Origin of the sequence: Pseudoalteromonas sp. MM1 (assembly GCF_030296835.1) — a bacterium.
Classification (GTDB): domain Bacteria; phylum Pseudomonadota; class Gammaproteobacteria; order Enterobacterales; family Alteromonadaceae; genus Pseudoalteromonas.
On record NZ_AP027922.1, the window covers coordinates 1,964,442 to 1,988,649 of the forward strand.

Genomic DNA, 24,208 nt, shown 5'->3' on the forward strand with positions numbered 1-24,208 from the left:
TTATTGGGGCTTTTTTATTGGAATTGTTTTGGCGCGATTTGTTCTTTCTTTACATACTCCACCTTCAGATCATGATTCAACGCAGCGCATTATAAAGTTTGCAAATGCATGTTTAGCACAAGGCCATACTATAGATGCGATATTTTTGTATCAAAATGGTATTTATCACGCATCAACATATTTTGAGCTAGCTTCGGACGAACTGCAAACTCCTACGTACTGGCAACAGCTTGCAGATAAAAACGTCAACTTAATGCTCTGTATTACTGCAGCAGAAAAACGCGGCTTAGATACAAGTCAAACAGGTGTGTTTACTGTTGCAGGGCTTGCTGAATTTGCAATGTTAGCGAGCGAAGCAGATAAATGGATACAGTTTAAATGAAAAACGTTTTAGTGATGAGCCAATCCAGCCCCTTTGATGAGCTTAATACCCGTGATGCCTTAGACATGTCACTAATATTTGCTGCAGTGGAGCAAAATATTAGCTGGCTATTTAGCGGCCCAGCGGTACTTGCTTTAAAGCATAATCAATCAACGCAGCAACTGGGTGTAAAAGATTTTTTTAAAAACATTAAAACACTCGAAATCTATGAAGTAGAAAACATATATGTTTGTGAAAAGTCGTTACTTGATTACAACTTAAGTAAATCTCAATTAATTATTGATACAACCAGCCTAAATTACACCGAGCAGCAACAATTAATAAGTCAGCAAAATTTTGTGGTGAACCTATGAGCACATTACATATTTTTTCAAAGCCACTGGCTTATTACGACTCAACTCAGCTTGAAAACTTAATTCAAGACACCGATAAAGTACTCCTTGTTGGTGATGCCTGTTATGCCGCTAAGCAATACTTTCAATTAAACAACTCGCTAATGTTGCTTTTAGAAGATGCCCAAGCTCGCGCGGTTAAACTAACCCCAGGCCAAACACTTATAAATTACGAAGAGTTTGTTACCCTTACACTATCTACTAACCAATCTATTACTTGGTAATCTATGCTTGAATTTAATAATCAACAAATCGACACTGATAAGCAAGGCTATTTACTTGATTACACCTTGTGGACAAAAGAGTTAGCGCCCGTAATAGCAGAGCAAGAAAACATAACGCTTAGCGAACAGCACTGGGAAGTCATTAATTTTGTGCGCGGCTTTTATTTAGAGTATAACACCAGCCCAGCAATAAGAATGCTTGTTAAAGCCATGGCAAAAGCCCTTGGTGAAGACAAAGGCAATAGCATTTATTTGTATAAATTGTTTCCTAAGGGCCCTGCAAAACAAGCCACAAAAATTGCTGGGTTACCAAAACCCGCTAGGTGTATTTAATGGCTAGTAAACCAATACATAATCGCGCAAGTAAAAGTACCACTAAACGCACTACGGGTAGAACTTATTCACGCAGTGCGCTAACTAAAAAAAGCACAATTTCGCGGGAAGTTAAGCCCGCCATAGCGTCTAAAGATAAAAAAATTGTGCTATTTAACAAACCATACGATGTGCTGTGCCAATTTACTGATGATGCCAACAGAAAAACCTTAGCTGAATTCATTCCCATTAAAGATGTATACGCTGCAGGAAGACTCGACCGCGACAGTGAAGGGTTATTACTTTTAACAAACTGCGGAAAGCTTCAAAATACCCTTACCGCACCAAGTAAAAAAACCAATAAAACCTATTGGGTGCAAGTTGAGGGCGAGCCAAGTGCAGAGGCTATTAATGCCCTATGTAAGGGGGTGGAACTAAAAGATGGTATTACCTTACCCGCAAACGTAAAAATTATTGATGAGCCGAATATTTGGCCTCGCGTGCCACCCGTTAGAGAGCGAAAGTCGATTCCTACAACGTGGTTAAGTATTACAATTAACGAAGGACGCAATAGGCAAGTTCGCCGTATGACCGCTCATGTTGGGCACCCCACATTAAGGCTTATTCGCTACAGTATTGGTAATTATACGCTTGATGACATTGAGAGCGCTCAATACCGTGTTCTTAAGGGGGATGAAAATGCATAAACCCCATGTTACGGTTGCTGCTGTAGTAAAAAAAGGAGACAGCTTTTTACTCGTAAAAGAGCGAGATAAATTTACTGCTACTATTTGCTATAACCAACCTGCCGGCCATTTAGAATTAAACGAAACACTAGCTCAAGCAGCCAGCAGAGAGCTTTTTGAAGAGACAGGTTTAACCTTAACCCCAATTGGTTTAGTCGGTATTTATAACTTACATGCGGCAAATGGGGTACATTATTTGCGCTTTTGTTTTATGTTTGATGGCGCTCAAACCACGACTGAGCCCAGCCCAAAAGACACAGATATAATTAGCGCCGACTGGCACACTTTAGAAGACATAAAAACGCTGCCTCTAAGAAGTCATTTAGTTTTAAAATGTATTGAAGACAGTCTAAACCGCCCTATCCAAGACGTTGAGTTTATTTACGACGATAATTAAACACCTGCGCTTTATATAATTCTCAAGGCTAAAAGTTAACTTAATGCTAAACAATTTCGTCCTTGCCTTTTAGAATAATAAAGTGCGCTGTCGGCAGCCTTAATAAACTCTTTTTGATCGCAATTATCATCTTTACCTATCGCGTTAATACCCATGCTAAGAGTTAAGTAGCCGGTAAAGCTGTCTTCGTGAGGAACATGTAGCTCTTCAATTGCTTTTTGAATATGCTCAGCAATAAATAAAGCCCCTTGTTTGTCGGTTTGAGGCAGCAATACAACAAATTCTTCTCCACCATAACGCGCCACAAAGTCCTCGGTGCGGCTTACCGTGCACGCTATTGCTTGCGCCACGTTATACAAACATAAATCTCCTTCAACATGCCCGTAGCGGTCGTTAAATAGCTTAAAGTGATCAATATCAATTAAAATAATCGCCAAGTCGTCACCACACTCAACGGCTTTTTCAAACTCTTTACTTAGCTTTTCATCAAAACGACGTCTATTTGCTATTTGTGTTAGCGAATCTAAGAATGCCATGTCGCGTAAAATATTTTGATCTTCTAAACGCTTGGTCGCATCATTAAATACAGCAATATATTCATCGCCCAAATTGATTCCAGATACTTCCATGGTAATTGTATTGCCGTTTTTACAAGTCACATGGTAATCGTGCGCGGGAATGTCTTGCCCTGTTTCATTGCCAGTTTCTAATGCCGATTGCCACGTTTTTTTAACCGCTTCACGATAATGTGCATCGGGGTAAGCCTTTACCCACCACTGGTCTAAATTAGGTAAATCGTCAACGGTGTAACCAAATACATCAATAAAACGCTGGTTAACGCGGATAATATCCCCTGTTTTTGCACATACATTAGAGATAGGCATAGGCAAAATAGTAAACAAATGTGCGTAATGGCTCATTTCGTGGCGCTTCATAGGGTGGTGCATTTTTTTTGAAAGGAAACTGTAAGGCGCATCTTCTTTATCGTGAGACAGTGAATGCTCCATTGTTAACACAAAATACCACTCACGCCACCATTGTTGCGTCGCTTCAGTTAAAGCGACTTCTGCTTGGTTAATTAAACTTAAAGATTCATTAACCGAGTTAAAAATATCATCAACGGGGCTCGGCTGTTGAAAATCCACAGGCAGTGTGTGTTTAAATATTTCATGAAAAAGTTTGTAAGCCGACTGCTTAAACTCACTCGCTGGGTTTTCAAGTAACTGCTTTACATGAAAGCTTGAGTTGGTGGTATAAAATGTAATTAAGGTCGTAAGCTTTTTTACCTGAAAGGCATAATTCATATATTCATTCCGTTGAAAATATTAAGACAATAAAGAGCAAATTTAAAACACAAAATCTTGCCTGCTCCTTAATTGTGCTGCAAACACAAGGTAATACGGGCATAATTATTATGTGTTCAGACAATAATGGCACCGAAAAATCTTTTTACAATGGCTTATTTAAAGTTTTCGTGATTTTTTATGTTAAATGCGATTCAGTCTTATTTGCTATTTATTATATGAATAAAATAACGACAAAATCGTGAGTTTGCACTACTCCTCCCTTTAAGCAAAAACAAAATGCGTGCTATAATCGCGGCCTTTCCAAGTTAACAGCAATCTGTATAAGCGAAATTATTCATGAGCGAAAATAGTCACATTAAAGTCATCGTTGGCATGTCCGGCGGTGTTGATTCTTCTGTATCTGCATATTTATTAAAACAACAGGGCTACCAAGTAGAAGGCCTGTTTATGAAGAACTGGGAAGAAGACGACAATGACGAATACTGTGCAGCCGCTGAAGACTTAAAAGATGCACAAGCAGTGTGTGACAAATTAGGCATTGAGCTTCATACCGTTAACTTTGCAGCCGAATACTGGGATAACGTTTTTGAGTACTTTTTAGAAGAGTACAAAGCCGGCCGTACGCCAAACCCAGATATTATGTGTAACAAAGAAATTAAATTTAAAGCATTTTTAGAATTTGCAGCACAAGCACTTGGCGCCGATTATATTGCAACAGGTCATTATGTTCGTCGTGAACTACGAGATGACAAATATGTTATGTGCCGAGGCTTAGACGATAACAAAGATCAAAGCTATTTCTTATATACCTTAAGCCATGAACACATAGGCCAAACTCTTTTCCCAGTAGGCGATATAGCTAAACCAGAAGTACGCCGTATTGCAGAAGAGCAAGACTTAATCACTCATGATAAAAAAGACAGCACCGGTATTTGTTTTATTGGTGAGCGTAAGTTTAAAGACTTTTTACAAAAGTTTTTACCTGCTCAACCAGGTGTGATTGAAGATAATGACGGCAACAACGTCGGAGAGCACGAAGGGCTTATGTATCATACACTTGGCCAACGTAAAGGCTTGTTAATTGGTGGCATGAAAGAAGGCTCTGGCGAACCCTGGTACGTTGTTGATAAAGATGTAGAGCGCAATGTGCTCGTTGTAGGGCAAGGTAAAGACCACCCTCGCCTATACAGCAATGGCTTAAACGCCAATCAATTACATTGGGTAGACCGTGTTGGTCCACAAGGCACAACGCGTTGCACCGTTAAAACCCGTTACCGCCAAGAAGATATTAATTGTACCCTTTTAGTTGGCGAAGATGGTATGGCACGCGTATTATTTGATGAACCACAAAAAGCCGTTACACCAGGTCAATCAGCTGTATTTTATGCCGATGATGTGTGTTTAGGTGGCGGTATTATAGATTCGGTGATTAAGTAATGAATCAACACCAAGTCATGGCGCTTGCGGCCATGTGCCAAGTGGCAAAACAAGTACAAAAAATTGCGCAATACGGCAGCGCAAACGATTCAGACTTAGACGTGCTATTTACAAGTATCGTACAAACATCACCTGCATCGCCGGTTGATGTTTATCAAGGTACGCATAACTTGCGCGACGGCTATAAAACATTAATGGCACAGCTCACTGCTGGCGCCCAAAAAGATGTGGAAATAGTTAAGTACGTAGGTGGTTTAATGCAGCTTGAACGTATTTTAAATAACGAGCCAAAAAGCTTAGCTGAACTTGGCCGTCGTATCGACGACATTCATCGTCGCTTAGACCACTTTGCCATAACCGATGACACCGTAGTTGCCGGTTTAGCAGATATATACTCGTCGGTGCTGAGCCCCCTTGGGCACCGAATTCAGGTTTATGGCAAACCCGAGTTATTAAAACAGCAGCAAACGCAAAATAAGATTCGTGCACTTTTATTAGCAGGAATTCGCAGTGCTGTATTATGGCGACAAATGGGCGGTAAACGCCGTCACTTTTTCTTTGCAAAAAGAAAAATTCTCGCTATTGCAAAAACAAACATTTAATTATCGTTCAAAACTAAAATTTAGGAGTTATTATGGAGCTTTCAGCGTTAACCGCTATCTCTCCAGTGGATGGTCGCTACGGCAGCAAAACCACTGAACTACGCAGTATTTTCAGCGAATTTGGCTTAATCAAATACCGCGTAACCGTTGAAGTGCGTTGGTTGCAAGCCTTAGCTGCAGCAAGCGATATTAAAGAAGTACCTGCATTTAGCGAACAAGCCAATGCACTTTTAAATGCCATTGTTGATAACTTCAGCGAAGCAGACGCACAACGCGTAAAAGACATTGAACGCACCACAAACCACGATGTTAAAGCGGTAGAATATTTACTAAAAGAAAAAGTAGCCGATAACAGCGAAATTAACGCTATTAACGAGTTTATTCATTTTGCTTGTACCTCAGAAGATATTAATAACCTATCTCATGGTTTAATGCTTACAGAAGCTCGCGATAAAGTATTATTGCCATACTGCGACCAATTACTTGACGCCATAAAAGAAAAAGCAATTGAGTACAAAGCAGTGCCTATGATGACGCGTACCCACGGCCAACCTGCTACGCCTTCAACTATGGGTAAAGAATTTGCTAACGTATACATGCGCTTAAAGCGTCAACGCGACCAAATCGCACAGGTAGAAATGTTAGGTAAAATTAACGGTGCTGTAGGTAACTATAATGCCCACTTAAGTGCCTACCCAGATTACGATTGGCATACCCATGCAAGCAACTTTGTAACTAGCCTTGGTTTAACGTTTAATCCATTCACTACGCAAATAGAACCGCATGACTACATCGCTGAGCTATTTGATGCCATTGCTCGTTTTAACACTATTTTACTTGATTTTGATCGTGACGTTTGGGGTTACATTGCCCTTAACCACTTCAAGCAAAAAACCATTGCTGGCGAAATCGGCTCTTCAACAATGCCGCATAAAGTAAACCCTATCGACTTTGAAAACTCAGAAGGTAACCTAGGTTTAGCAAATGCCATATTTGCTCACCTTGCACAAAAACTACCTGTTTCTCGTTGGCAGCGTGACCTTACCGACTCAACCGTTTTACGTAACTTAGGTGTGGGTATGGGTTACACGCTTATTGCGTATCAATCGACACTTAAAGGCGTAAGCAAACTTGAAGTGAATGAGCAACGTTTACTCGACGAGCTTGATCAAAACTGGGAATTACTTGCAGAGCCAATTCAAACAGTTATGCGTAAATACGGTATTGAAAAACCATACGAAAAACTTAAAGATTTAACGCGTGGCAAACGTGTAAATCAAGAGATTATGGCCGACTTTATTGATGGTTTAGACCTGCCTGAGCACGCAAAAGTTGAAATGAAAAAACTAACACCTGCCAACTACATTGGCCGTGCTGTTGAGTTTATTGACGATTTAGTTTAAATACTAAATTGCACATATAAAAAGCGAAAGGATAACTCCTTTCGCTTTTTTTGTACTAAAAATTATAGGCCAACTCTATGTACCAATTAAAAATAAATAACCTCTGTGAGCAAGAATTTTTAAACCAATATTGGCAAAAAAAGCCACTATTAATTAAACAAGGCTTTACAGACTTTCAAGACCCAATAGAGGCAGAAGAGCTTGCCGGTCTTGCTATGGAAGAAAGTATAGAGTCGCGAATTGTTACCAACCACGATAACGATTGGCAAACATACCAAGGCCCATTTGAAGATTTTAAAAATTTAACTGAGCGACATGCTACTTTGTTGGTACAAGCGGTAGATCATTGGCATAGCGATGCAGCCCAACTGTTAGAGCCGTTTAGATTTATACCAAATTGGCGAATAGATGATTTAATGATCAGTTACTCAACCCCTAAAGGTGGCGTTGGCCCTCACTTAGATCAGTACGATGTATTTATTATTCAAGGCCAGGGTAAGCGTCATTGGCGCGTTGGCCTGCCCGATCCAACACTTAAACAATTTGCACAAAATAAAAAACTACTGCAAGTTGAGCAATTTGAAGCTGTAATAGACTGTATTTTAGAACCCGGCGATATTCTATATATACCCCCAGGGTGCCCACATGAAGGCTACGCGATAGAAAACGCGTTAAATTATTCAGTAGGCTTTAGAGCACCTAATCAACAAGATTTATTTTCTAGCTTTGCTGATCATATTATTGATATCGACAGCGGTCAAAAACGTTATACCGATCATACTTTAGCTCTAAGAGGCTCTAAAGGTGAGCTTTTAGATAGCGAAGCCGATAAAGTAAAAACGCTAATGCAAGCGCTATTAAATAACGATGAATTATTTAAGCAATGGTTAGGTAACACGCTTAGCCAAGCCATGCACGAAATGGACTTAGCACCGCTTGAAGAGCCCATAACTTGCGAACAAATGAGTGAACTATTAGCAAATAATGAAGAGGAATTTGAACGCTTAGGTGGAGTCCGTGCTATTTACCAGCAACTTGAAGATACCCTACTGTTAAGTGTTAATGGCGAGAACTACCCACTGCCATTGTCAGATATAAATGCTGTTAAACTTCTAACTAATAACAGCTATTTTAATACTGAAGACTTAAACGCAGCTCAACCAAGCCTAGTTTTTATTCAAACTTTTACTACACTAGTTAATGAAGGAATTTGGTTTAACTAGGGGTGAGCTATGGGCTATCAAGTTAGTAAAGTTGACTGGGATATACAAAAAGACCTACTTCAACAAATACGTGAAAAGGTTTTTGTATACGAATTACACATCCCCAAACGCATAGAATTTGATAGCCTCGATAAAATTGCTCACCACGTTTTAGTGACTGATGAATGCAAATTGCCTGTGGCTACAGGTAGGCTTTGTAGTGACGGTTTAATTGGCCGTATTGCCGTGCTACCAGAGCACAGAAATCGCCACGTTTACACATCGCTTCTAACCTTTATAGTTCAACTTGCTGCAAACGATGGCCATAAAGCCATTAGTATTAATTGCATATTAAATGAAGTAGAGCGTTTTAGACGAAACGGCTTTATACAACAAGGAGGAGTCTTTATGGAAGCAGGTATACCAAGGCAGCGAATGCAATGCAATGTGTCTGAATTTGTCACTAAACCATTTACATTAGTACATTAAAAAAGGGCCGTTAATTGCCCTTTTTTATGGTTATACACGCATTATTTTATTTTGGCTCATTGGCCCAAAGCTGCTCGTTTTCATGCATTTCATATAAGCCGTGAGCACGGTTTATTAATAAATTAGCAAAGTCGACCTGTGTTTTATCACGAGCGCCAACACTCATTATTTGATCCGCTTTTAACTGCCATTGTAATGAAAAATAACGCATGGCATCACGTGCATCTTTTGCTGCGCTAACTTCAGCATGATCCGTTGGTAAGCGCCCTGTTATTACCCAATAGCTCTTGCCGTTTTGCGCTTTAAATTTCCACATAGCACACAGTGGCGCTAAAAAACGGCTGTCTTTGTCTATTACTGATTTAGGCATAATGCCTTTTTCTGCTAAATATTTTTGGGCATTTTGAAAACATTCGCGTTGCCAAGCAACACGTTGCTGCTCTATTTGTGCTTGCTCTTGCGCTGTTAATGGTTTTTTTTCTTCTTGCTGCATTTTATTAACCTTTACTGCTTTTTTTTACACTCTAAGTGCATAACAAATAAGGTGCAAGCATAAAACAGCTACTTTGCACCTTAAATACATCATTTGATTTGTTTTTAATCACAATTACACTTAAATAATAAATCGCTGTTATTTTATATTGTGATCAAACGAGCCTACATCACCCGGGAACACCACTGGCGATTCAATCCCGTCTTTGCTTATCGCTGCAACACCAAAATAGTAATTATCAATAACCACATTTTTAAGTGTAGCCGTTGTGACCTTGCCTACATCTTGACTAAATTGCCATTGTGGCTCACTGGTATAGCGCCAATAAATACGATAACCGGCTATATTATCATCATCTGATTTTTGCCACGAAAGTGTGGTATCGGCCTTAACAGCGCCTTCAATTTTTACCTGCTTAGGAGGTGCTGGCGCCCAAGCCATTGAAGCCATAGTGACTGCGTTCAGTGACGTAAGTTTTGCTGTGTAGTCAAAATCAACACCATCTATTGTATCGCCATAAACCACGCCATTTTCAGTGCGTAAGTCTTGATGCTGTCGGTCGTAATGCTCGTTAGTTTCCATAATTCTGACTGCTGCAAAACCTGCATCATTAAACGGTCTATGGTGCCCGCCTCGGCCAAATCTATCTAACCTGTAAACTAACATTGTATCTAAATTTGGGATGTACCTATCAGCAATAGTATCTATATAGCGGGCTAAATTACGGCTCGCTGAGTCCACTTCACCGCCGGTAAATCGCCTTGTACGCGCCTGCTCCTTAGTTTCTACTACACGTGTGCCTTCAGAAAATATGCGTGCCGTTGTATTGTCGGTCACGCCATTAATACCGGTAATGTTGCCAATCATATCGTTATTTAAAACACCATGAACTTGCCAATCATGCTTTTGCGCATACGCTGTGAGTATTTTACCGCCAAACAAGCCTTGCTCTTCGCCCGAAAGCGCTGCATACACTATTGAGCCATTAAATTTATGCTTGCTTAGTACGCGTGCAGCTTCAATAACGCCTGCCACGCCCGAGGCGTTATCATTAGCACCTGGTGAATCGCTGGTAAAATCCATTACATCGCTCACCCGCGAATCAATATCGCCCGACATAATCACCATTCGGTTTGGCTCAGTACTGCCGCGCTGAATTGCAACAATGTTTACTACTTCAACAGGATTAGGGATTCGTTTTTCACCTGTTATAGTATCTTTAACTTCAATAACCTCAAGGCAGCCACCACATTGTGCTGATATTTTCTCAAACTCTTTTTTGATCCAACGCCGTGCAGCACCTATGCCCCGCGTATCTGACTTAGTGTCTGAAAGCGTATGGCGAGTTCCGAAATCCACCAGCGTTTGTATGTCACTCCCAATACGCTTAGCTGATACTTCGGCTGCAATATCATGTAGCTTTTGTTGCTCTTCATATTTTATGCTGGCATGAGCGTGTGCAGTTAATCCTGCTGTACAAGCAAAGGCTAACGCACTCAATTTAATAAGTTTAGTTGTAATAGAAAAAGGGGTTCTGCGCATTTTAAGCTCCTTATTTTTTACCTTACCATTACTCAACAACCTATTTAGTGCAACTATTTTGAGTTAAAGCTTTATACAAGTAAGCTCAACTGTAAAAATTAACCCCACTTAAGTACTCCCTTTTTTTAAGCAAGTGAGCCTGCTACAAACCTTGTTACATAAATAGGCTATATACTTAGCGTGTTTTCGTGGCAAACTAATCGGGTGTTTTATTTGAATTTGTGATCTATGCGCCAGCTTAAAGCCGACACTGTCTCTGCCAATTTAATAGCCTCTAGTAACAACCAATATGGGCCTATTTGTGTCTATCAAAATACGGCCTATCGCTGGTTAACACTTGCCCAAAATGCGCAAAGCGATATTACCATTCAAGGGGTGATGAGCCTTAATGAGAATGAGCAATTACTGATTGCGGTTAATCAATGTATGCTGTTATTTTTACTTAAAGCAGCTGAGCCACTGCGGATTTTAAATTTAGGTTTAGGCACTGCAGGAATAGAGCGAGCCATTTATTATTTACACAATAAAACGGCTTATATAAATAATTTAGATGTGTTTGAAAGTGTGGAAATAAACCCCGCGATGATAAGCGTTGCAAAGCAGTATTTTAACTTGCCCGCTGACCATACTGTGCACTTACAAAATGCAGAGCTGTTTGTTGCAACGTGCACAAGCACATATAACGTCATCACAATTGATATTTTTAGTGGCGATGTACATCAAGGCTTTTTATCAGATAGCGTATTTTGGCAAAACATACGTCGCTGTAGTGAGCAAAATGCACAAATTATTATAAATTTAAACCCTAAAACAGGTAAAGAGCTCCAAGCTTTACTCGTCCTATTTAGGCAACACTTTGGCTGTATTGCCCTTATAGAGTTTAACGAATACAAAAATATTGTTGTGATACTTTCTCAGCAAAGCTTAGTGCACATTAATAAAGAAGAAATAGCCCATTCGTCATTATTTAAAACATGGGCGCCCACCCTTCACCACGAGATAAACAGCATTTATCACATAGAGTGATTTAGCGCCCAGGTTCGTGCTTTTCATAGCACGGTAAACGGGTTTCTAATTGCTCCCAATTGGCTTTAGAGGTCACAAAATTATGCGAAATTACCTGTTCGGTAATATCGTCATCTATCAACCCAAGGCGTATCCGCAAGCGAGATTTATCCTCTGCATTTGCACTGTAAATAGGTGAGCCACATGTTTTACAAAAAAAGCGCGCACGCCCGGGTTTAAAATTAAATTCAGTTAAATTATTTTTACCTTTGGTAAGTGTAAAATCGCGAGTATTTACAAACCCATTTGTAGCAAAAGCAGTCCCGCTATTTTTTCTGCAAAGTGAGCAATGACAATGAATAATTTGAGAAATAGCCCCTTTAATTTCAATGCTTACCGCTTTACATAGGCACGTTCCTGTATACATATAATCCCTTTATTATTTTTTAGTTGTGTGTTGTTAGCTATTTTACCCGTTTAAAATATAAACGTCAGCAGGTTAGATACAACACAATATTGGTTGACTAATTTACAGCAAATTGGTTATATAGATTTTAAGGTTTAAAAATTAAAACCCATGCATTGGTATACCAATTTATATACTTACATAAGTAAAAGAGGGATTATGCGCGTTAAATACAGCTTACTGTTAGTGGCCTGCTCAGGATTATTGGCCTGTAGCCAAAACAATCAAAACGCCCCTTCTGCAAAGTGGTTACTAGTCGATAACTTTCAACAACCGCTAAAAGGTTGGACAAAGGCCGACACTGATAACCAAACTCAACCTTATGTCGCTAACCCACAAGTAACTAAAATAGAAGTTGAGGACACAGCCAAAGGGGTTAATCATTTTTTAATTAAAAAGCCTGCCGAAAACGGTATTGTTGGCAACCGTAAAGCCCTCAGCTATAAAAAGCTTCCAAAAACAGTGCCTGTTGGCGAAACCTACACTTTTTTTACGCGTATTAACGTAGCCTCTTTTCCAAATAACCATGCTTTTGGATTAAGTAACTTAGAACCAGAGCAGATAAACATTCATGGCTACGATGCCTTCGAAGCCACTCTTAGGGTTACAGACAAAACCGAGTCAAACGGCCTAGTCAACACCGGTGCGCTAATGGTCAAAACTGATAAAGGCTATAGTAATATCCAAAACTATGCGCAAGCGCAATCGGCACAACCACTTGATACAAACAGTTGGTACAACATTTGGTACGTTGTTAATAATGCATCGGTAAAAATGCAAGGCCAGCAATATAATGTATACGTACAAGGCGGCGAATTTAAAAATCAAACCTTAGTCTATAAAAATGCCACCTTTAGAATGAAACGCGAACGTCCACTTAGCTATTTTTTGGCTAACTGTAATACGGGCCCTCATAAAAAGCCCTACGGAAATGGCGGTTTACGCTATGACGACATTTACATGATAAAAGGCGTAAACCTCACAAACCCGATTCGATAAAGGTAGCTGAGTAAATTAGTCGCTAAAGATCTACAGCGCACTCCTTAAATGGTATGATCCTTTTCTATTATTTGTCATTTAAGTTTATAAAATGTATCGATTATTCGAAAAAATGACCAACGCATTTCCTGAGCAAAAGCCAACGCAGCCGCCCTCTACCTTATTTGCGTTTTGTCGTCACTACACTAAAGGTATGGAGCTGTCGTTAGTTTTAATGTCAGTTAGTGCCGCTCTGCTTGCCATTTTAGAAGTGTCGTTGTTTAGCTATATGGGCCAATTGGTTGATTGGTTAGGCACCTACACACCGCAAACTCTGTTTGAAGAACAAAAAGCCGAGCTTATAAAAATGGCAGTAGTGCTTTTAGTCGTATTGCCTATTGTGGTGTTTTTTCACTCGGCTATTTTGCACCAAGCATTACTGGGCAATTACCCTATGTCGATTCGCTGGTCAGCGCATAGATACTTATTACGCCAAAGTGTGAGCTTTTATCAAAACGAGTTTGCAGGACGTATTGCCACAAAAGTAATGCAAACATCACTGGCCGTGCGCGAAGCAGTTATGAAACTGCTCGATGTGCTAATGTATATTGTGGTTTATTTTGGCGCTATGGTGTTTTTAGTTGCCGAAGCAGACTGGCGTTTAATGCTGCCACTTTTAGTGTGGGTAATTCTTTATGCTGCCATTCAAATGTACTTTGTGCCAAAACTTAAAAAAATTGCCAGCTCGCAGGCCGATGCACGCTCAGAAATGACCGGTCGAATAGTCGATAGCTATACAAATATATCGACCATTAAGCTTTTTTCGTACACACAGCGTGAAGAGCAATACGCAAAGCAAAGCATGGATGTATTTTTACAGCCTGTTTATAAGCAAATGCGCTTAGTAACCAGTCTCAACTTTGCCATTAATAGCCTAAATTATTTATTAGTATTTAGCGTGGCCGCACTCTCTCTATATTTATGGTCGTTAAGTGCGATTAGCGCAGGCGCGATTGCAGTTGCCGTTAGTTTATCGCTCAGATTAAATGGCATGGCCCAGTGGATAATGTGGGAAATAAGTAGCTTATTTGAAAACATTGGCACCGCAACCGATGGCATGAAAACCTTATCGACACCAATTAAAGTAGCTGACAAACCTAATGCGAGCACACTTAACGTTTCTAAAGGCGATATTGAATTTACAAACGTGCATTTTAACTACGGTAAAGCCGCTAACGAAACCAATCGCGGCCCGGTAATGAACGGCCTAAACCTACATATAAAACCCGGTGAAAAAATTGGCTTAGTGGGTCGCTCTGGCGCTGGTAAATCAACGTTAGTGAATTTATTACTGCGTTTTTACGATACTGACTCTGGCACCATTAAAATTGATGGCCAAAACATTACCGATGTAAGCCAAGAAAGCCTTCGCCGCTATATAGCCATGGTGACCCAAGACACTTCCCTGCTGCATCGCTCTGTAAAAGATAATATTTTATACGGCCGACCCGATGCCTCAGAAGCTGAAATGCTCAGCGCTGCCAAGCAAGCTAAAGCGCTCGACTTTATAAGTGATTTAGAAGACAGCAAAGGCAATAAAGGGTTTGATGCACAAGTTGGCGAGCGTGGCGTTACACTTTCTGGCGGGCAACGCCAGCGTATCGCTATAGCGCGGGTATTACTTAAAAATGCACCCATACTTATACTTGATGAAGCCACCAGCGCGCTCGACTCAGAAGTAGAAGCAGCAATACAGGCAAGTTTAGATGATTTAATGACAGGTAAAACTGTGATTGCCATTGCGCATAGGCTATCGACCATTGCGCAAATGGATAGATTAATAGTCCTTGATCAAGGCGGTGTTGTAGAGCAAGGCAGCCATGAAGAGCTTATTGCACAAAATGGTATTTATGCTGGACTTTGGGCGCATCAAACCGGTGGGTTTATTGGTGTAGATTAAGTCTTATCGAGTGCCTTTAATCCACACATAAAAACGAAGCGTTAAGGTAACGCTTCGTTTTTTTAATTAAATCAAAGCTGCTAAGCCATTAACCTTAAGCCAATTAAAATTAGCATGACAATATTGGCAATAAAACTAATTAAAAAGAAGTACGTTCGCGGGCTTGGGTTTTTCTCAGTGGCTATAACGTAGTACAACACCATATGAATTAAACGTGCTATTACGTACACCCAAACACACATAGCAAATATAGGGCTTTGGTAATTTATAACAAATGCAAACAGCACAGTACCAATAAATAGCGCACTGTTTTCTAGTGTGTTTTGAAAAGTACGATGAGCCCTGAATATAAAACTGTCGTGCGATAAATCATCGCTTATTTTGCCTGGTACAGCATTAGGTTGTTTAGCCTTGCTAAAGGTAGCCACAGACCACTGTACCACTAACATTATTAAGTAAACGTAAAACGCCATATAGGCAGAAAGCGCAACTTCAGTCATTTTTATATCCTTAAAATTATTTTAACTCAGTTGTTACTGCAATTTTCAAGCCTAAAATAAGTCATTTATAATTAATTACTTATAATTTAAAGGTTCAGTAATAATGTAAAAGCTGCAAACCTATTTATAAATGTTACCCACGTATTAACTTCTTAAAGTGAGTGTAATTGATACCACTGCATGATCGGTTGTTAAATCGTCTCGTTCGTATTCTGGGTTTATTAAATGCCTGTCGTATGTATGATAATCGCTCACTTCATAAAAGCTATCATCGTAACTTGGGTCAAATTCACACGAGAGTAAAATATAATCAAGTACCGCACTACTTGTTCCATAGTAATGGGTGGGGCTGCGCATAAATAACGGCGCAGTATTATTTATTTGCGAAGTAGCTTCGTTTATTGACTGTTGCAGCGCAGCAGAGCCATTACTTTGTTGATCATCTGTATGGCTCCCAGCGTTTTGCTGTGTATTAAACGCTGTATATTGGCTCATTTTTAGTGTTTTAAATAACTGCCACGCGTCATTTAAACAATATTTAGCAAGGTAGGCTTTAACGTCAAACGCTGGAGCAAATCGCAATGTGTTTGTGAGTAAGTGGCTAAGCACACCATCGGCAAGGTCGTTATTAAAATCGCCCATTAACACCATGGGGTGTTGGGTAGTTTCGCGACGGGCAATCATTTCTATCATGAGTAAGGTAGCTTCACTGCCGCGCTGCACGGTTGATCTCCACGAGCCTGCAACATTAGCCTTTAATGTTTCTATTATGTTTTTCTCAGGCGTCAGCTCATTAGCAGAGATAGCCAATGCATTCGTGTTTATCTCAGGCTCTAACATTGGGCGTTTAGATTTAAAATGCACAACGTAGCAATCGGTACTACCTACATGAGGCAATGAAATAGTGGCTCTTAACACTTTACGGCTAAACGTAAAGTCACTACAAAGGCCAAGTTCACTTGCAAGGGCATTACTGTGCTTAACCGCCTCTGTGGCAATTATAGGGAATTTAGAGGCTATGGCAACTACAGGGCTTTTATAAATAAAGTCATCAATCACCTCTGGTGTATCAACCACTGCAAAATATGTATAGCCTTGCTGCGCCATTAACGCTTTTAGCGATTCAATACTAAACACCTCCTGAAAACCTATTACATCAGGCGCGTACTCATTTAAATAATCTACAATCCAGCGCTGTTTGCGTGCCCATTGCTCTGCGGTATAAATTTTTTCAAAATCGTAATATGCATTAGGCGGCTCAAGGTAGTTAAATAAATTAAACGTGGCTATTTTAAATTGCGTGTTTTTAACTACAGGCTCGTTTAAATTAGTGGCAGGTTTAGTCTCAAGCGTAGTGTGGTGTAAAGTCGATTCAAAATTACTGATAACAATAGCCTAGCGAATTAAAGTGCGTTAATTATACCCTAAAGGGTTTAAAGTTCTAAACCGTGAATTATTCTCAACATGCAATTTAAAGCCGAAATTTACGTTATACTGCCCTCCTCGTTATTAGCGCACACATAGGTATTATGAACTACTCAAACTTTGGTACTAAATTTACACAGCCCAACGGAATAACGCAGCTTATGGAAGATTTAGGCAGCGCTAACGCAAGCAATAATCCAAATATTGTTATGCTAGGTGGCGGTAACCCCGCACACGTACCACAGGTTAATGCCGTATTTTTAGATGAATTACAAAAGCTAGTAGCCAGTAATAAAGTGTCGCAAGTGTTCGGTTTGTACGATGGCCCAACCGGTAACGATGAATTTAGAACAGCCCTTGCTAAACAGCTCAATAGCGAGTTTGACTGGGGCTTAACACCACAAAACATAGCACTGGGTAACGGCAGCCAAGCTAACTTTTTTGTATTGTTTAATATGTTAGCAGGCAAAATGAGTGACGGCAGTACCAAGCGTATTCTCTTCCCTCTTGCGCCTGAGTACGTAGGTTACGCCGACCAAGGTTTATCTGATGATATGTTTGTGGCTATAAAGCCCGACATTGAAATTTTAAATACACCCAGTGGCTCTAAGCAATTTAAATACGTGATTGATTTTGACGCGGTTGAAAAAGTACTTGCTGAAGATAGCAGCATAAGCGCGCTGTGCGTATCGCGCCCTACCAACCCAACCGGTAATGTCATAACCGATGAAGAAGTACGCCACCTTGACGCCCTAGCGCACAAATATAATATTCCTCTCATTATTGATAACGCCTATGGTGACCCTTTCCCGGGGTGTATTTACACCGATGCAAACCTTACTTGGAACTCAAACATAATATTATGTATGTCTCTTTCAAAATTGGGCTTGCCTGGCCTGCGCACTGGTATTGTGGTTGCCAATAACGAAATAATTAAAGCCATTGGCCGTGTTAACGGCTCTATGGTGTTATCGCCTAACGCTATTGGCCCAAGCCTAGTAACGCGCTTAATTAACGAAGGCGAATTACTGCCTTTGTGTAAAAATACTGTATTACCTTTTTATAAAAATAAAGCAGAGATAGCCATAAACCTGTTTGATGAAATTTTTGCAGACTTGCCTGTTTATTTACATAAACTCGAAGGCGCATTTTTTATGTGGCTATGGTTTAAAGACTCAAAAATAACCAGCGAAATGCTTTATCAAAAACTTAAAGAGCAAGATGTATATATAATTCCTGGTCATAACTTTTTTATTGGTATTGAAGATAGCTGGGAGCACAAGCACCAGTGCGTACGCATTAATTACGCCAACGATGAAACCAATCTCAGAAAAGGCTTAGAGGCAATTAAAGCGCTTATTATGTAGTACTTTTAGTAAAATAGCTTAGCAAGGTGGCTAACACCTAAACGTTAGCTACCTTTTTAATTTTTTAACTCACTTTTTAGTGTTTAATACATTTGTTAACACAGCAAACAGCAAACCACCTGTAGCACCTGCTAATAATTGCATATAAAAGCCCCAACCCCGCGCACCTGCTATAATGTGAATATTCATAACCGACTCAATGGCCAGTAACACCACAGCAAAAGCAGTAATACCCGCTGCAATAAATAACACCATACTGTATTGCTTAACTTTTTGAGTAAGCTTTGCAGTCACCAAAAACGCAATGGCAAGCGCTATGGCAATAATAGCGCCATAGGTAGGTAATAAACCTAACCAATCATCTAGCGTTAAATTGATACGATCGCTTATGCTTACTACTACGCCTACATTAACTAATTGATTGACAACGTATTGGCTATGAAACAAGCTAGCAAGGGTAAAGGTAAGTAACCAAGAAACTAAAAATATAGGGAGTACACGTGTTAAAAATGGCATGGTTATCTCAACTTAAAATAAAGCTTTTTTCTTACAGTAGCAAAGGCTTGCAATGTAAACAACGACTCTCTCAGTTCGCACTATGTTTATATGTAGGGCTTTTTGCATCAACGGCCAGTGCAGCTGAATTACCTAAAGAGCAATACAGCACTCACACACTCGCAGCACATTTAAACTCGCCGTGGAGCATGGTTAAACTTCCAAACGGGACATGGCTAATCACAGAGCGCGACGGACACATTGTTATTGTAAAAAACAATCAGCAAACTAGAGTAAATTTAAACCTTGAAGGTTTATACGTTGCAGGCCAAGGCGGCTTACTGGATATAGTGCTGTCGCCTAATTTTAACACTACTAAAGAAGTTATATTTACTTATGCGCAAGGCACTGCTGAAGCTAACCGCCTTGTAATTGCCAAAGCCACCTTTAATGGCACTGACTTTTCAAAGCCTAACGTTATTTATAAAGTAGCGACTGATAAAAACACTCCACAGCATTACGCTGGCCGCGCCCTTATTTTACCCGACAACACCCTACTGTTTTCAACCGGTGATGGCTTTGATTTTAGAGAGCAAGCACAAGTGATAACCAGCCAACTAGGCAAACTATTGCGTATAAATCTAGATGGCACTATCCCAAAAGATAACCCGTTTATTAATCACAAAAACCCCAATGCACACGCTGTTTACTCGCTCGGTCACCGTAACCCACAAGGCTTAGTATATGATTACGATACAGAGCAAATTGTCAGCCACGAGCACGGCCCCGCCGGTGGCGATGAGCTAAATTACTTAACGCCAGCTACCAACTACGGCTGGCCGGTGATCACCTATGGCAAAGATTACTCGCAAGCACGTATTTCACCCTTTACGGAATATAAAGGTATGCAAAAGCCAAACGTAGATTGGACGCCATCAATCGCCCCATCGGGTATGGCGTATTACGGCACTAAACACACTGCATTTCCTTCACTTGCACAACATGTACTCATCACCACACTCGTTGATAAAAAGCTCTACAGCATTAATTTAGCTAATGGAAAATTCACCCAGTCTCACGTATTTCCACAAGCAGCAGGAAGATTAAGAGATGCTTATGTAACCACGCAAGGTAATGTAGCAATATTAACCGATGGGAAAGATGCTGAACTTATATTGTTTAAAGCTAATTAATACACAAAGAAGGTTAGAGGCGCTTCGCTTTTAGATAAATATACCGGGTTATATTAGGACGGTTTAGGTATTTGTAATTTAATGTCTGAAGTCAATATTTGATCCCCCTTTATTTGAGCTGATGTTGTTTAAAGCGGATTAATTCACAAAGAGGACTAGAGGCGCTTCGCTTTTAGAGAAATATAATGGGTTATATTAGGACGCTTTAGCTATTTGCAATTTGATGTCTGAAGTCAAGATTTGACCCCCTTTATTCCTGACCCCCTTTATTCTCTTTTGCGTAAGTACGGTGCCTTTGCACAGCTTGTGCCACCGAATACCGAATAACAATCGCTTTATCATTTAGCCTATTCGCTTTTTTATTATCAACATACAACACTAAGTGCGTATGATTGCTCATGACTGCAAAAGCACACACGTCAATACAAAATATCTTGGCTAATTCAAGCAACTTATCTTCAACCCACCCTCGTCAATGCTCGTAAGATTGACCTGTAATGTGGTCTTCGCCACATAGAAAGGCTCGACGAACACAGCGCGAGATACAGTGGTAATATTTTGTATCAACCAAACTTATTTGTCGCTTTCTTGCAATTGCCATAAGACATCCTGCTTGTTTTTTATACTGATAAAAGCCTAGTACTACGTTTGCTAAACTGCAAAATTAAGATGGGTGTCTTGTTTATTTTTGGGTGACTAATATCTTTTATACAACATTGAAGATCGGCATACGATTCTAAAGCTGAACGAAGGACAATAGGAACCGATGACATTCTATGATTATTCAAAAGTATTACTGCATCTAAGCATAATTCAGTAACTCTTATACACAAAGCGAGAATGTATTTCTCTTGCAAGTTACTATGGCTTAAAGACTTAAATTTTTCATCTCGAAACTTTAGTAAACCTACCCAATCATCTACCTTACCAGAACTCATAGCTACCTTGCTTTATAGCTTTTAAATAAGGGGCGCAGGCATGTGGGGCATAATGGCGAAGCCGCCCCGCATGTATGCGTCCCAACGAACGAAGTGAGTGACTTAATTTTTTTGTTATGTGCTACTTTGTTCTTCAAAAGAGAACCCCTTAAAAACAACCTTGAAGATAGAGCCTGAACGCATTTCAATTATATGGTTGTAAGCGTCGCCAGTAATACTAATGCGATGATCCAATATATCTCCATGGAAAGTGTCATTTGGGTTAAACCTATTTTCTGAACCTAAGAACTCATAGGCGACAACATCTGAATAGATTAACACTAGTGTTCTATCATGTTGTTGACCAAGTAGCTTTAATGTCACTCTTAACGCGCATTCAAATGGCCGTGTATTGTTTCTAAGTTCTTCTGTACACAGCGAAGATACCCATGAATCGTGAAGTGATTGAGGGTGATTCAATTCGTAGTGGTCTTCGTTTGATGCAAAAGAAAATAGCTCTGGAGGCATAGACTTCCTGTTTGCCTTAATTGAATCCATATAATCATCGAAGCTAATATTCATTACACAGTACTTTCCTTGGCACATAACTTTTAAATAAGGGGCGCAGGCATGTGGGCTAAAATCCGAACGAAGTGAGCAGCCAAGATGTTTGCGTCCCAGCCCGTGCAGCGGGCGAACTTAATTTTTTTGTTAGGTGCCATAATACCGCCGAACTTCATTAAATGAAAAAAGATAAATCGCAGCGATAACTGGAACAATCAAGAAGAATACTAATGCGTAAAAGTCTCTTTCTTCTAACGCTGGCATAGAAACTGCGACAGCTAAGGCGAAGCAATAGAAATGTCTAGAATACTTTTGTTTTAAAAGAACTGATACGCCAGAGAGAGGCATCAAAAGACCGATTAGAATTAACGGCACTCCAAAACCACGCTCCCATATTTCATTAAATTCTAGAACTTCACCATTGTACGTGAAAGTACCAAACATTCCGGGGATCGTGGCTTTAAAAAAAAGAAATATAAAGAAAATTGCCATCCCAGTTAAAAATTTTAAAACAGGCGGCATTTCTTTAAATGATGCATACATACTTTGGCACCTACCTTCCAAATATGGGGCGCAAATACGTGTACGAAAATGGCGAAGCCGCGCACGTGTTTGCGTCCCAGAGAGCGGCAGCGAGTGCCATAATTTGTTTGTTATGTGACTTTACCCTAAATAAGAGCATGCTTTTTATACTTTTTAACAAACACTTTAGCTTCTGCCAACGTTGAAGGGTAAGAAACGTTGCAATAGCTATTTTTGATAGGCCTGATTTTTTGAAAATAGAAACCATGGTGGACGAGGTATGCCACCTTTTTCCATTGGGCGAAATCAGACTTTTTTGGTGCTTTGAAATGCCGGCCTAAATTATAAGTAACACCACCACAAGAAACACACTGGCCGTGCAATGGATAATCGCATGGAGCACCAGGAAAGCTACGTTGAAAAGAGGTTTTGCAGTCGAGGCAAGCATACGCCATAGAATACTTGCCACTTGAAAAGGAAGCTTTGTCTGGTTTGATTGGTTTAGTTCTGTAACCAGAATCCCATCTCAGTGCTTTTTTAGTGTTTCTATCCATGAATATCCTGAGTCACATAGACATAATGACTCCCACACGGTGTTAGCCTCCGCTTTTCGTGGGTTAGCTTAATTCAAAGCCAGAGCCATAATTAGTTTGTCAAATAACTAAATAGCAGAGGCTAACATGAACAAACATAGCATACTTTTTATCGGACTTGATACACATAAAGAATTCAATGAAGTCGCCTATATTGAAGAACATAGAGGCGCGCAACCCGTTCATCTTGGCCGAATTTCTTCTTCCAAAGTGGCCGTTCAAAAGCTTGTTCGTCAGTTTGAATCCAAATACCCTGGCGCAACGCTACACTTTGTCTATGAAGCAGGCCCTTGTGGTTATTGGATTTACCGATTAATTACCAGCCTTGGCCATTGCTGTTATGTGGTTGCACCCTCTCTTATTCCTAAAAAGCCAGGTGAGAAGATTAAAACCGATAAACGTGATGCCCTTAAGCTTGCTAAATTACTCAAATCTGAAGATTTAACACCTATTTATGTTCCTGAGCCTGAAGATGAAGCTGTACGCGATTTATCTCGTGCTCGCGAAGTAGCCATGAAGGATTTAAAAGATGCTAAATATCAGTTAAAAGCGTTGCTGCTTCGCAATAATATTAATTATAAAGGCACCGCAAATTGGTCACAAAAACATTTACGTTGGCTCACTGAGCTTGTGTTGCCACATCCCGCGCAGCACATCGTCTTACAAGAGTTTTTACACACAATTACTGAACGAATAAGCCGACTTGAGCGGCTAGACAATGAGCTAACACATCACGTCCATCAATGGCGCTATTATCCTGTAGTAAAAGCAATACAAGCTATGCGAGGTGTTCGCTTGTTGGTCGCCACCGGCGTTGTTGCTGAGCTTGGCGATTTATCGCGCTTCGACCACCCCCGCAAATTAATGAGTTATCTTGGTCTTGTACCTAGTGAGCACTCGAGTGGTGGCAAACGCCATATTGGCGCCATCACAAAATGCGGAAACGGCCGAGCGAGGCGCCTTCTCGTTGAAGGTGCACACACTTATCGATATGCAGCAAATATATCAACAGATATGCAAAAACGACAAGAAGGTTTACCAAAAGACATTATTGATATTGCATGGAAAGCACAGCTTAGGCTCTGCAAGCGCTATAAAAAAATGATAGCCAAAGGGAAACATTCCAACCTGGTTGTCACCGCCATTGCTCGAGAAATGATTGCATACATATGGGCAATTGCAAAAGAAGTGGTGCTAACGCCAGTAAATACAAAACTTAGATTGGCAAGAGTACCCGCATGATAAACGAATTAGAGTTAATGCATAGGATCAAGCATCAGGTGTGGCACAACCAC

Annotated in this window: 28 protein-coding genes and 1 pseudogene; 17 read left to right on the plus strand and 12 right to left on the minus strand. The window is 40.2% G+C overall.

Annotated features, from left to right (window positions below):
• Nucleotides 1–28: 28 nt before the first annotated feature.
• Genes tusD through QUE46_RS08915 form a run of 6 tightly spaced genes read left to right on the plus strand, consistent with a single transcriptional unit; the run spans nucleotide 29 to nucleotide 2,453 of the window.
• On the plus strand, nucleotides 29–382 hold the full coding sequence (tusD, locus tag QUE46_RS08890) for a sulfurtransferase complex subunit TusD (RefSeq protein WP_286244478.1): 354 nt from the start codon (nucleotides 29–31) through the stop codon (nucleotides 380–382).
• Nucleotides 379–735, plus strand: a complete 357-nt coding sequence (locus tag QUE46_RS08895; protein ID WP_286244479.1) for a DsrE family protein — start codon at nucleotides 379–381, stop codon at nucleotides 733–735. Before tusD ends, QUE46_RS08895 begins: the two co-directional genes overlap by 4 nt.
• Complete coding sequence (gene tusB, locus QUE46_RS08900; RefSeq protein WP_286244480.1) at nucleotides 732–998, plus strand: sulfurtransferase complex subunit TusB; 267 nt, start codon at nucleotides 732–734, stop codon at nucleotides 996–998. The genes QUE46_RS08895 and tusB overlap by 4 nt, the downstream gene beginning before the upstream one ends.
• A gap of 3 nt (nucleotides 999–1,001) precedes the next feature.
• Nucleotides 1,002–1,331, plus strand: coding sequence for a TusE/DsrC/DsvC family sulfur relay protein (locus tag QUE46_RS08905; RefSeq protein WP_286244481.1), 330 nt, complete (start codon nucleotides 1,002–1,004; stop codon nucleotides 1,329–1,331).
• A complete protein-coding gene (locus QUE46_RS08910; protein ID WP_286244482.1) occupies nucleotides 1,331–2,017 on the plus strand; it encodes a pseudouridine synthase in 687 nt (228 codons plus the stop codon). The genes QUE46_RS08905 and QUE46_RS08910 overlap by 1 nt, the downstream gene beginning before the upstream one ends.
• Nucleotides 2,010–2,453, plus strand: a complete 444-nt coding sequence (locus tag QUE46_RS08915; protein ID WP_286244483.1) for an NUDIX domain-containing protein — start codon at nucleotides 2,010–2,012, stop codon at nucleotides 2,451–2,453. Before QUE46_RS08910 ends, QUE46_RS08915 begins: the two co-directional genes overlap by 8 nt.
• A 35-nt stretch (nucleotides 2,454–2,488) precedes the next feature.
• Here QUE46_RS08915 and QUE46_RS08920 read toward each other — a convergent pair whose 3' ends face one another.
• Nucleotides 2,489–3,757 (minus strand): sensor domain-containing diguanylate cyclase, encoded by a 1,269-nt coding sequence (locus QUE46_RS08920; protein ID WP_286244484.1) that lies wholly within the window; start codon nucleotides 3,755–3,757, stop codon nucleotides 2,489–2,491.
• A 339-nt stretch (nucleotides 3,758–4,096) separates the two neighbouring features.
• Here QUE46_RS08920 and mnmA point away from each other — a divergent pair, with 339 nt between their 5' ends.
• The 5 genes from mnmA to QUE46_RS08945 all read left to right on the plus strand — a co-directional run bounded on the left by mnmA (nucleotide 4,097) and on the right by QUE46_RS08945 (nucleotide 8,893).
• Nucleotides 4,097–5,197: a tRNA 2-thiouridine(34) synthase MnmA gene (gene mnmA / locus QUE46_RS08925; protein ID WP_286244485.1), complete on the plus strand. Its 1,101-nt coding sequence runs from the start codon at nucleotides 4,097–4,099 to the stop codon at nucleotides 5,195–5,197.
• Nucleotides 5,197–5,799 carry a high frequency lysogenization protein HflD gene (gene hflD / locus QUE46_RS08930; RefSeq protein WP_004586725.1) on the plus strand — a complete coding sequence of 201 codons (603 nt, stop codon included), beginning with the start codon at nucleotides 5,197–5,199 and terminating at the stop codon, nucleotides 5,797–5,799. Before mnmA ends, hflD begins: the two co-directional genes overlap by 1 nt.
• A gap of 32 nt (nucleotides 5,800–5,831) precedes the next feature.
• Nucleotides 5,832–7,202 carry an adenylosuccinate lyase gene (gene purB, locus QUE46_RS08935; RefSeq protein ID WP_286244486.1) on the plus strand — a complete coding sequence of 457 codons (1,371 nt, stop codon included), beginning with the start codon at nucleotides 5,832–5,834 and terminating at the stop codon, nucleotides 7,200–7,202.
• Nucleotides 7,203–7,279: 77 nt separating this feature from the next.
• Nucleotides 7,280–8,425, plus strand: a complete 1,146-nt coding sequence (locus tag QUE46_RS08940; protein ID WP_286244487.1) for a cupin domain-containing protein — start codon at nucleotides 7,280–7,282, stop codon at nucleotides 8,423–8,425.
• Between the two features lie 9 nt (nucleotides 8,426–8,434).
• A complete protein-coding gene (locus tag QUE46_RS08945) occupies nucleotides 8,435–8,893 on the plus strand; it encodes a GNAT family N-acetyltransferase (RefSeq protein WP_286244488.1) in 459 nt (152 codons plus the stop codon).
• Between the two features lie 46 nt (nucleotides 8,894–8,939).
• Here QUE46_RS08945 and QUE46_RS08950 read toward each other — a convergent pair whose 3' ends face one another.
• Both QUE46_RS08950 and QUE46_RS08955 read right to left on the minus strand, forming a co-directional pair.
• Entirely contained in the window at nucleotides 8,940–9,386 is a 447-nt protein-coding gene (locus tag QUE46_RS08950; protein WP_029772653.1) for a DUF4826 family protein, read from the minus strand.
• A 138-nt stretch (nucleotides 9,387–9,524) separates the two neighbouring features.
• Nucleotides 9,525–10,928, minus strand: a complete 1,404-nt coding sequence (locus tag QUE46_RS08955) for a M28 family metallopeptidase (protein WP_286244489.1) — start codon at nucleotides 10,926–10,928, stop codon at nucleotides 9,525–9,527.
• Nucleotides 10,929–11,156: 228 nt separating this feature from the next.
• Between QUE46_RS08955 and QUE46_RS08960 the strand changes: the two genes are divergently transcribed.
• Complete coding sequence (locus QUE46_RS08960) at nucleotides 11,157–11,954, plus strand: spermidine synthase (protein ID WP_286244490.1); 798 nt, start codon at nucleotides 11,157–11,159, stop codon at nucleotides 11,952–11,954.
• A 1-nt stretch (nucleotide 11,955) separates the two neighbouring features.
• On the opposite strand, the gene QUE46_RS08965 is transcribed toward QUE46_RS08960, so the two are convergent.
• Nucleotides 11,956–12,360, minus strand: coding sequence for a GFA family protein (locus tag QUE46_RS08965; protein ID WP_286244491.1), 405 nt, complete (start codon nucleotides 12,358–12,360; stop codon nucleotides 11,956–11,958).
• Between the two features lie 198 nt (nucleotides 12,361–12,558).
• On the opposite strand from QUE46_RS08965, the gene QUE46_RS08970 reads away from it, so the two are divergent.
• Both QUE46_RS08970 and QUE46_RS08975 read left to right on the plus strand, forming a co-directional pair.
• The gene (locus QUE46_RS08970; RefSeq protein WP_286244492.1) at nucleotides 12,559–13,398 is read left to right on the plus strand and encodes a hypothetical protein; all 840 of its coding nucleotides are present in this window, start codon (nucleotides 12,559–12,561) and stop codon (nucleotides 13,396–13,398) included.
• A 91-nt stretch (nucleotides 13,399–13,489) separates the two neighbouring features.
• Nucleotides 13,490–15,337 (plus strand): ABC transporter ATP-binding protein, encoded by a 1,848-nt coding sequence (locus QUE46_RS08975; protein WP_286244493.1) that lies wholly within the window; start codon nucleotides 13,490–13,492, stop codon nucleotides 15,335–15,337.
• Between the two features lie 80 nt (nucleotides 15,338–15,417).
• Here QUE46_RS08975 and QUE46_RS08980 read toward each other — a convergent pair whose 3' ends face one another.
• Nucleotides 15,418–15,837, minus strand: a complete 420-nt coding sequence (locus tag QUE46_RS08980; RefSeq protein WP_286244494.1) for an MAPEG family protein — start codon at nucleotides 15,835–15,837, stop codon at nucleotides 15,418–15,420.
• A gap of 144 nt (nucleotides 15,838–15,981) precedes the next feature.
• Entirely contained in the window at nucleotides 15,982–17,127 is a 1,146-nt protein-coding gene (locus tag QUE46_RS08985; RefSeq protein WP_286247715.1) for an endonuclease/exonuclease/phosphatase family protein, read from the minus strand.
• Between the two features lie 239 nt (nucleotides 17,128–17,366).
• Between QUE46_RS08985 and QUE46_RS08990 the strand changes: the two genes are divergently transcribed.
• On the plus strand, nucleotides 17,367–18,629 hold the full coding sequence (locus tag QUE46_RS08990) for a valine--pyruvate transaminase (protein ID WP_286244495.1): 1,263 nt from the start codon (nucleotides 17,367–17,369) through the stop codon (nucleotides 18,627–18,629).
• 69 nt (nucleotides 18,630–18,698) lie between these two features.
• Here the strand turns inward: QUE46_RS08990 and QUE46_RS08995 are convergent, their stop codons facing one another.
• Entirely contained in the window at nucleotides 18,699–19,145 is a 447-nt protein-coding gene (locus QUE46_RS08995) for a hypothetical protein (RefSeq protein ID WP_286244496.1), read from the minus strand.
• Between QUE46_RS08995 and QUE46_RS09000 the strand changes: the two genes are divergently transcribed.
• The gene (locus tag QUE46_RS09000) at nucleotides 19,130–20,317 is read left to right on the plus strand and encodes a PQQ-dependent sugar dehydrogenase (protein ID WP_286244497.1); all 1,188 of its coding nucleotides are present in this window, start codon (nucleotides 19,130–19,132) and stop codon (nucleotides 20,315–20,317) included. The genes QUE46_RS08995 and QUE46_RS09000 overlap by 16 nt on opposite strands.
• A 261-nt stretch (nucleotides 20,318–20,578) precedes the next feature.
• Here the strand turns inward: QUE46_RS09000 and QUE46_RS09005 are convergent.
• The 5 genes and pseudogenes from QUE46_RS09005 to QUE46_RS09020 all read right to left on the minus strand — a co-directional run.
• Nucleotides 20,579–20,918, minus strand: a pseudogene (locus QUE46_RS09005) (hypothetical protein); the annotation flags it as partial.
• A gap of 19 nt (nucleotides 20,919–20,937) precedes the next feature.
• Complete coding sequence (locus QUE46_RS20285) at nucleotides 20,938–21,255, minus strand: DUF5677 domain-containing protein (protein WP_374761379.1); 318 nt, start codon at nucleotides 21,253–21,255, stop codon at nucleotides 20,938–20,940.
• 114 nt (nucleotides 21,256–21,369) lie between these two features.
• Complete coding sequence (locus QUE46_RS09010; RefSeq protein WP_286244498.1) at nucleotides 21,370–21,816, minus strand: hypothetical protein; 447 nt, start codon at nucleotides 21,814–21,816, stop codon at nucleotides 21,370–21,372.
• Nucleotides 21,817–21,945: 129 nt separating this feature from the next.
• Complete coding sequence (locus QUE46_RS09015; protein ID WP_286244499.1) at nucleotides 21,946–22,341, minus strand: hypothetical protein; 396 nt, start codon at nucleotides 22,339–22,341, stop codon at nucleotides 21,946–21,948.
• Nucleotides 22,342–22,466: 125 nt separating this feature from the next.
• Nucleotides 22,467–22,874 carry a hypothetical protein gene (locus QUE46_RS09020; protein ID WP_286244500.1) on the minus strand — a complete coding sequence of 136 codons (408 nt, stop codon included), beginning with the start codon at nucleotides 22,872–22,874 and terminating at the stop codon, nucleotides 22,467–22,469.
• A gap of 126 nt (nucleotides 22,875–23,000) precedes the next feature.
• On the opposite strand from QUE46_RS09020, the gene QUE46_RS09025 reads away from it, so the two are divergent.
• A complete protein-coding gene (locus tag QUE46_RS09025; RefSeq protein WP_286244501.1) occupies nucleotides 23,001–24,155 on the plus strand; it encodes an IS110 family transposase in 1,155 nt (384 codons plus the stop codon).
• Nucleotides 24,156–24,208: the final 53 nt, after the last annotated feature.

Coding starts and splice junctions, on each gene's coding strand:
- QUE46_RS08940 (WP_286244487.1), top strand. CDS start 7,280: ATGTACCAATTAAAAATAAATAACCTCTGTGAGCAAGAATTTTTAAAC.
- QUE46_RS08965 (WP_286244491.1), bottom strand. CDS start 12,360: ATGTATACAGGAACGTGCCTATGTAAAGCGGTAAGCATTGAAATTAAA.
- QUE46_RS20285 (WP_374761379.1), bottom strand. CDS start 21,255: ATGAGTTCTGGTAAGGTAGATGATTGGGTAGGTTTACTAAAGTTTCGA.
- QUE46_RS08895 (WP_286244479.1), top strand. CDS start 379: ATGAAAAACGTTTTAGTGATGAGCCAATCCAGCCCCTTTGATGAGCTT.
- QUE46_RS08990 (WP_286244495.1), top strand. CDS start 17,367: ATGAACTACTCAAACTTTGGTACTAAATTTACACAGCCCAACGGAATA.
- QUE46_RS09015 (WP_286244499.1), bottom strand. CDS start 22,341: ATGTATGCATCATTTAAAGAAATGCCGCCTGTTTTAAAATTTTTAACT.
- QUE46_RS08970 (WP_286244492.1), top strand. CDS start 12,559: ATGCGCGTTAAATACAGCTTACTGTTAGTGGCCTGCTCAGGATTATTG.
- tusB (WP_286244480.1), top strand. CDS start 732: ATGAGCACATTACATATTTTTTCAAAGCCACTGGCTTATTACGACTCA.
- QUE46_RS09010 (WP_286244498.1), bottom strand. CDS start 21,816: ATGAATATTAGCTTCGATGATTATATGGATTCAATTAAGGCAAACAGG.
- QUE46_RS08955 (WP_286244489.1), bottom strand. CDS start 10,928: ATGCGCAGAACCCCTTTTTCTATTACAACTAAACTTATTAAATTGAGT.
- QUE46_RS08910 (WP_286244482.1), top strand. CDS start 1,331: ATGGCTAGTAAACCAATACATAATCGCGCAAGTAAAAGTACCACTAAA.
- QUE46_RS08975 (WP_286244493.1), top strand. CDS start 13,490: ATGTATCGATTATTCGAAAAAATGACCAACGCATTTCCTGAGCAAAAG.
- QUE46_RS09025 (WP_286244501.1), top strand. CDS start 23,001: ATGAACAAACATAGCATACTTTTTATCGGACTTGATACACATAAAGAA.
- hflD (WP_004586725.1), top strand. CDS start 5,197: ATGAATCAACACCAAGTCATGGCGCTTGCGGCCATGTGCCAAGTGGCA.
- QUE46_RS08945 (WP_286244488.1), top strand. CDS start 8,435: ATGGGCTATCAAGTTAGTAAAGTTGACTGGGATATACAAAAAGACCTA.
- QUE46_RS08980 (WP_286244494.1), bottom strand. CDS start 15,837: ATGACTGAAGTTGCGCTTTCTGCCTATATGGCGTTTTACGTTTACTTA.
- QUE46_RS08995 (WP_286244496.1), bottom strand. CDS start 19,145: ATGCCATTTTTAACACGTGTACTCCCTATATTTTTAGTTTCTTGGTTA.
- QUE46_RS08960 (WP_286244490.1), top strand. CDS start 11,157: ATGCGCCAGCTTAAAGCCGACACTGTCTCTGCCAATTTAATAGCCTCT.
- QUE46_RS08905 (WP_286244481.1), top strand. CDS start 1,002: ATGCTTGAATTTAATAATCAACAAATCGACACTGATAAGCAAGGCTAT.
- purB (WP_286244486.1), top strand. CDS start 5,832: ATGGAGCTTTCAGCGTTAACCGCTATCTCTCCAGTGGATGGTCGCTAC.
- mnmA (WP_286244485.1), top strand. CDS start 4,097: ATGAGCGAAAATAGTCACATTAAAGTCATCGTTGGCATGTCCGGCGGT.
- QUE46_RS08915 (WP_286244483.1), top strand. CDS start 2,010: ATGCATAAACCCCATGTTACGGTTGCTGCTGTAGTAAAAAAAGGAGAC.
- QUE46_RS08920 (WP_286244484.1), bottom strand. CDS start 3,757: ATGAATTATGCCTTTCAGGTAAAAAAGCTTACGACCTTAATTACATTT.
- QUE46_RS09020 (WP_286244500.1), bottom strand. CDS start 22,874: ATGGATAGAAACACTAAAAAAGCACTGAGATGGGATTCTGGTTACAGA.
- QUE46_RS08950 (WP_029772653.1), bottom strand. CDS start 9,386: ATGCAGCAAGAAGAAAAAAAACCATTAACAGCGCAAGAGCAAGCACAA.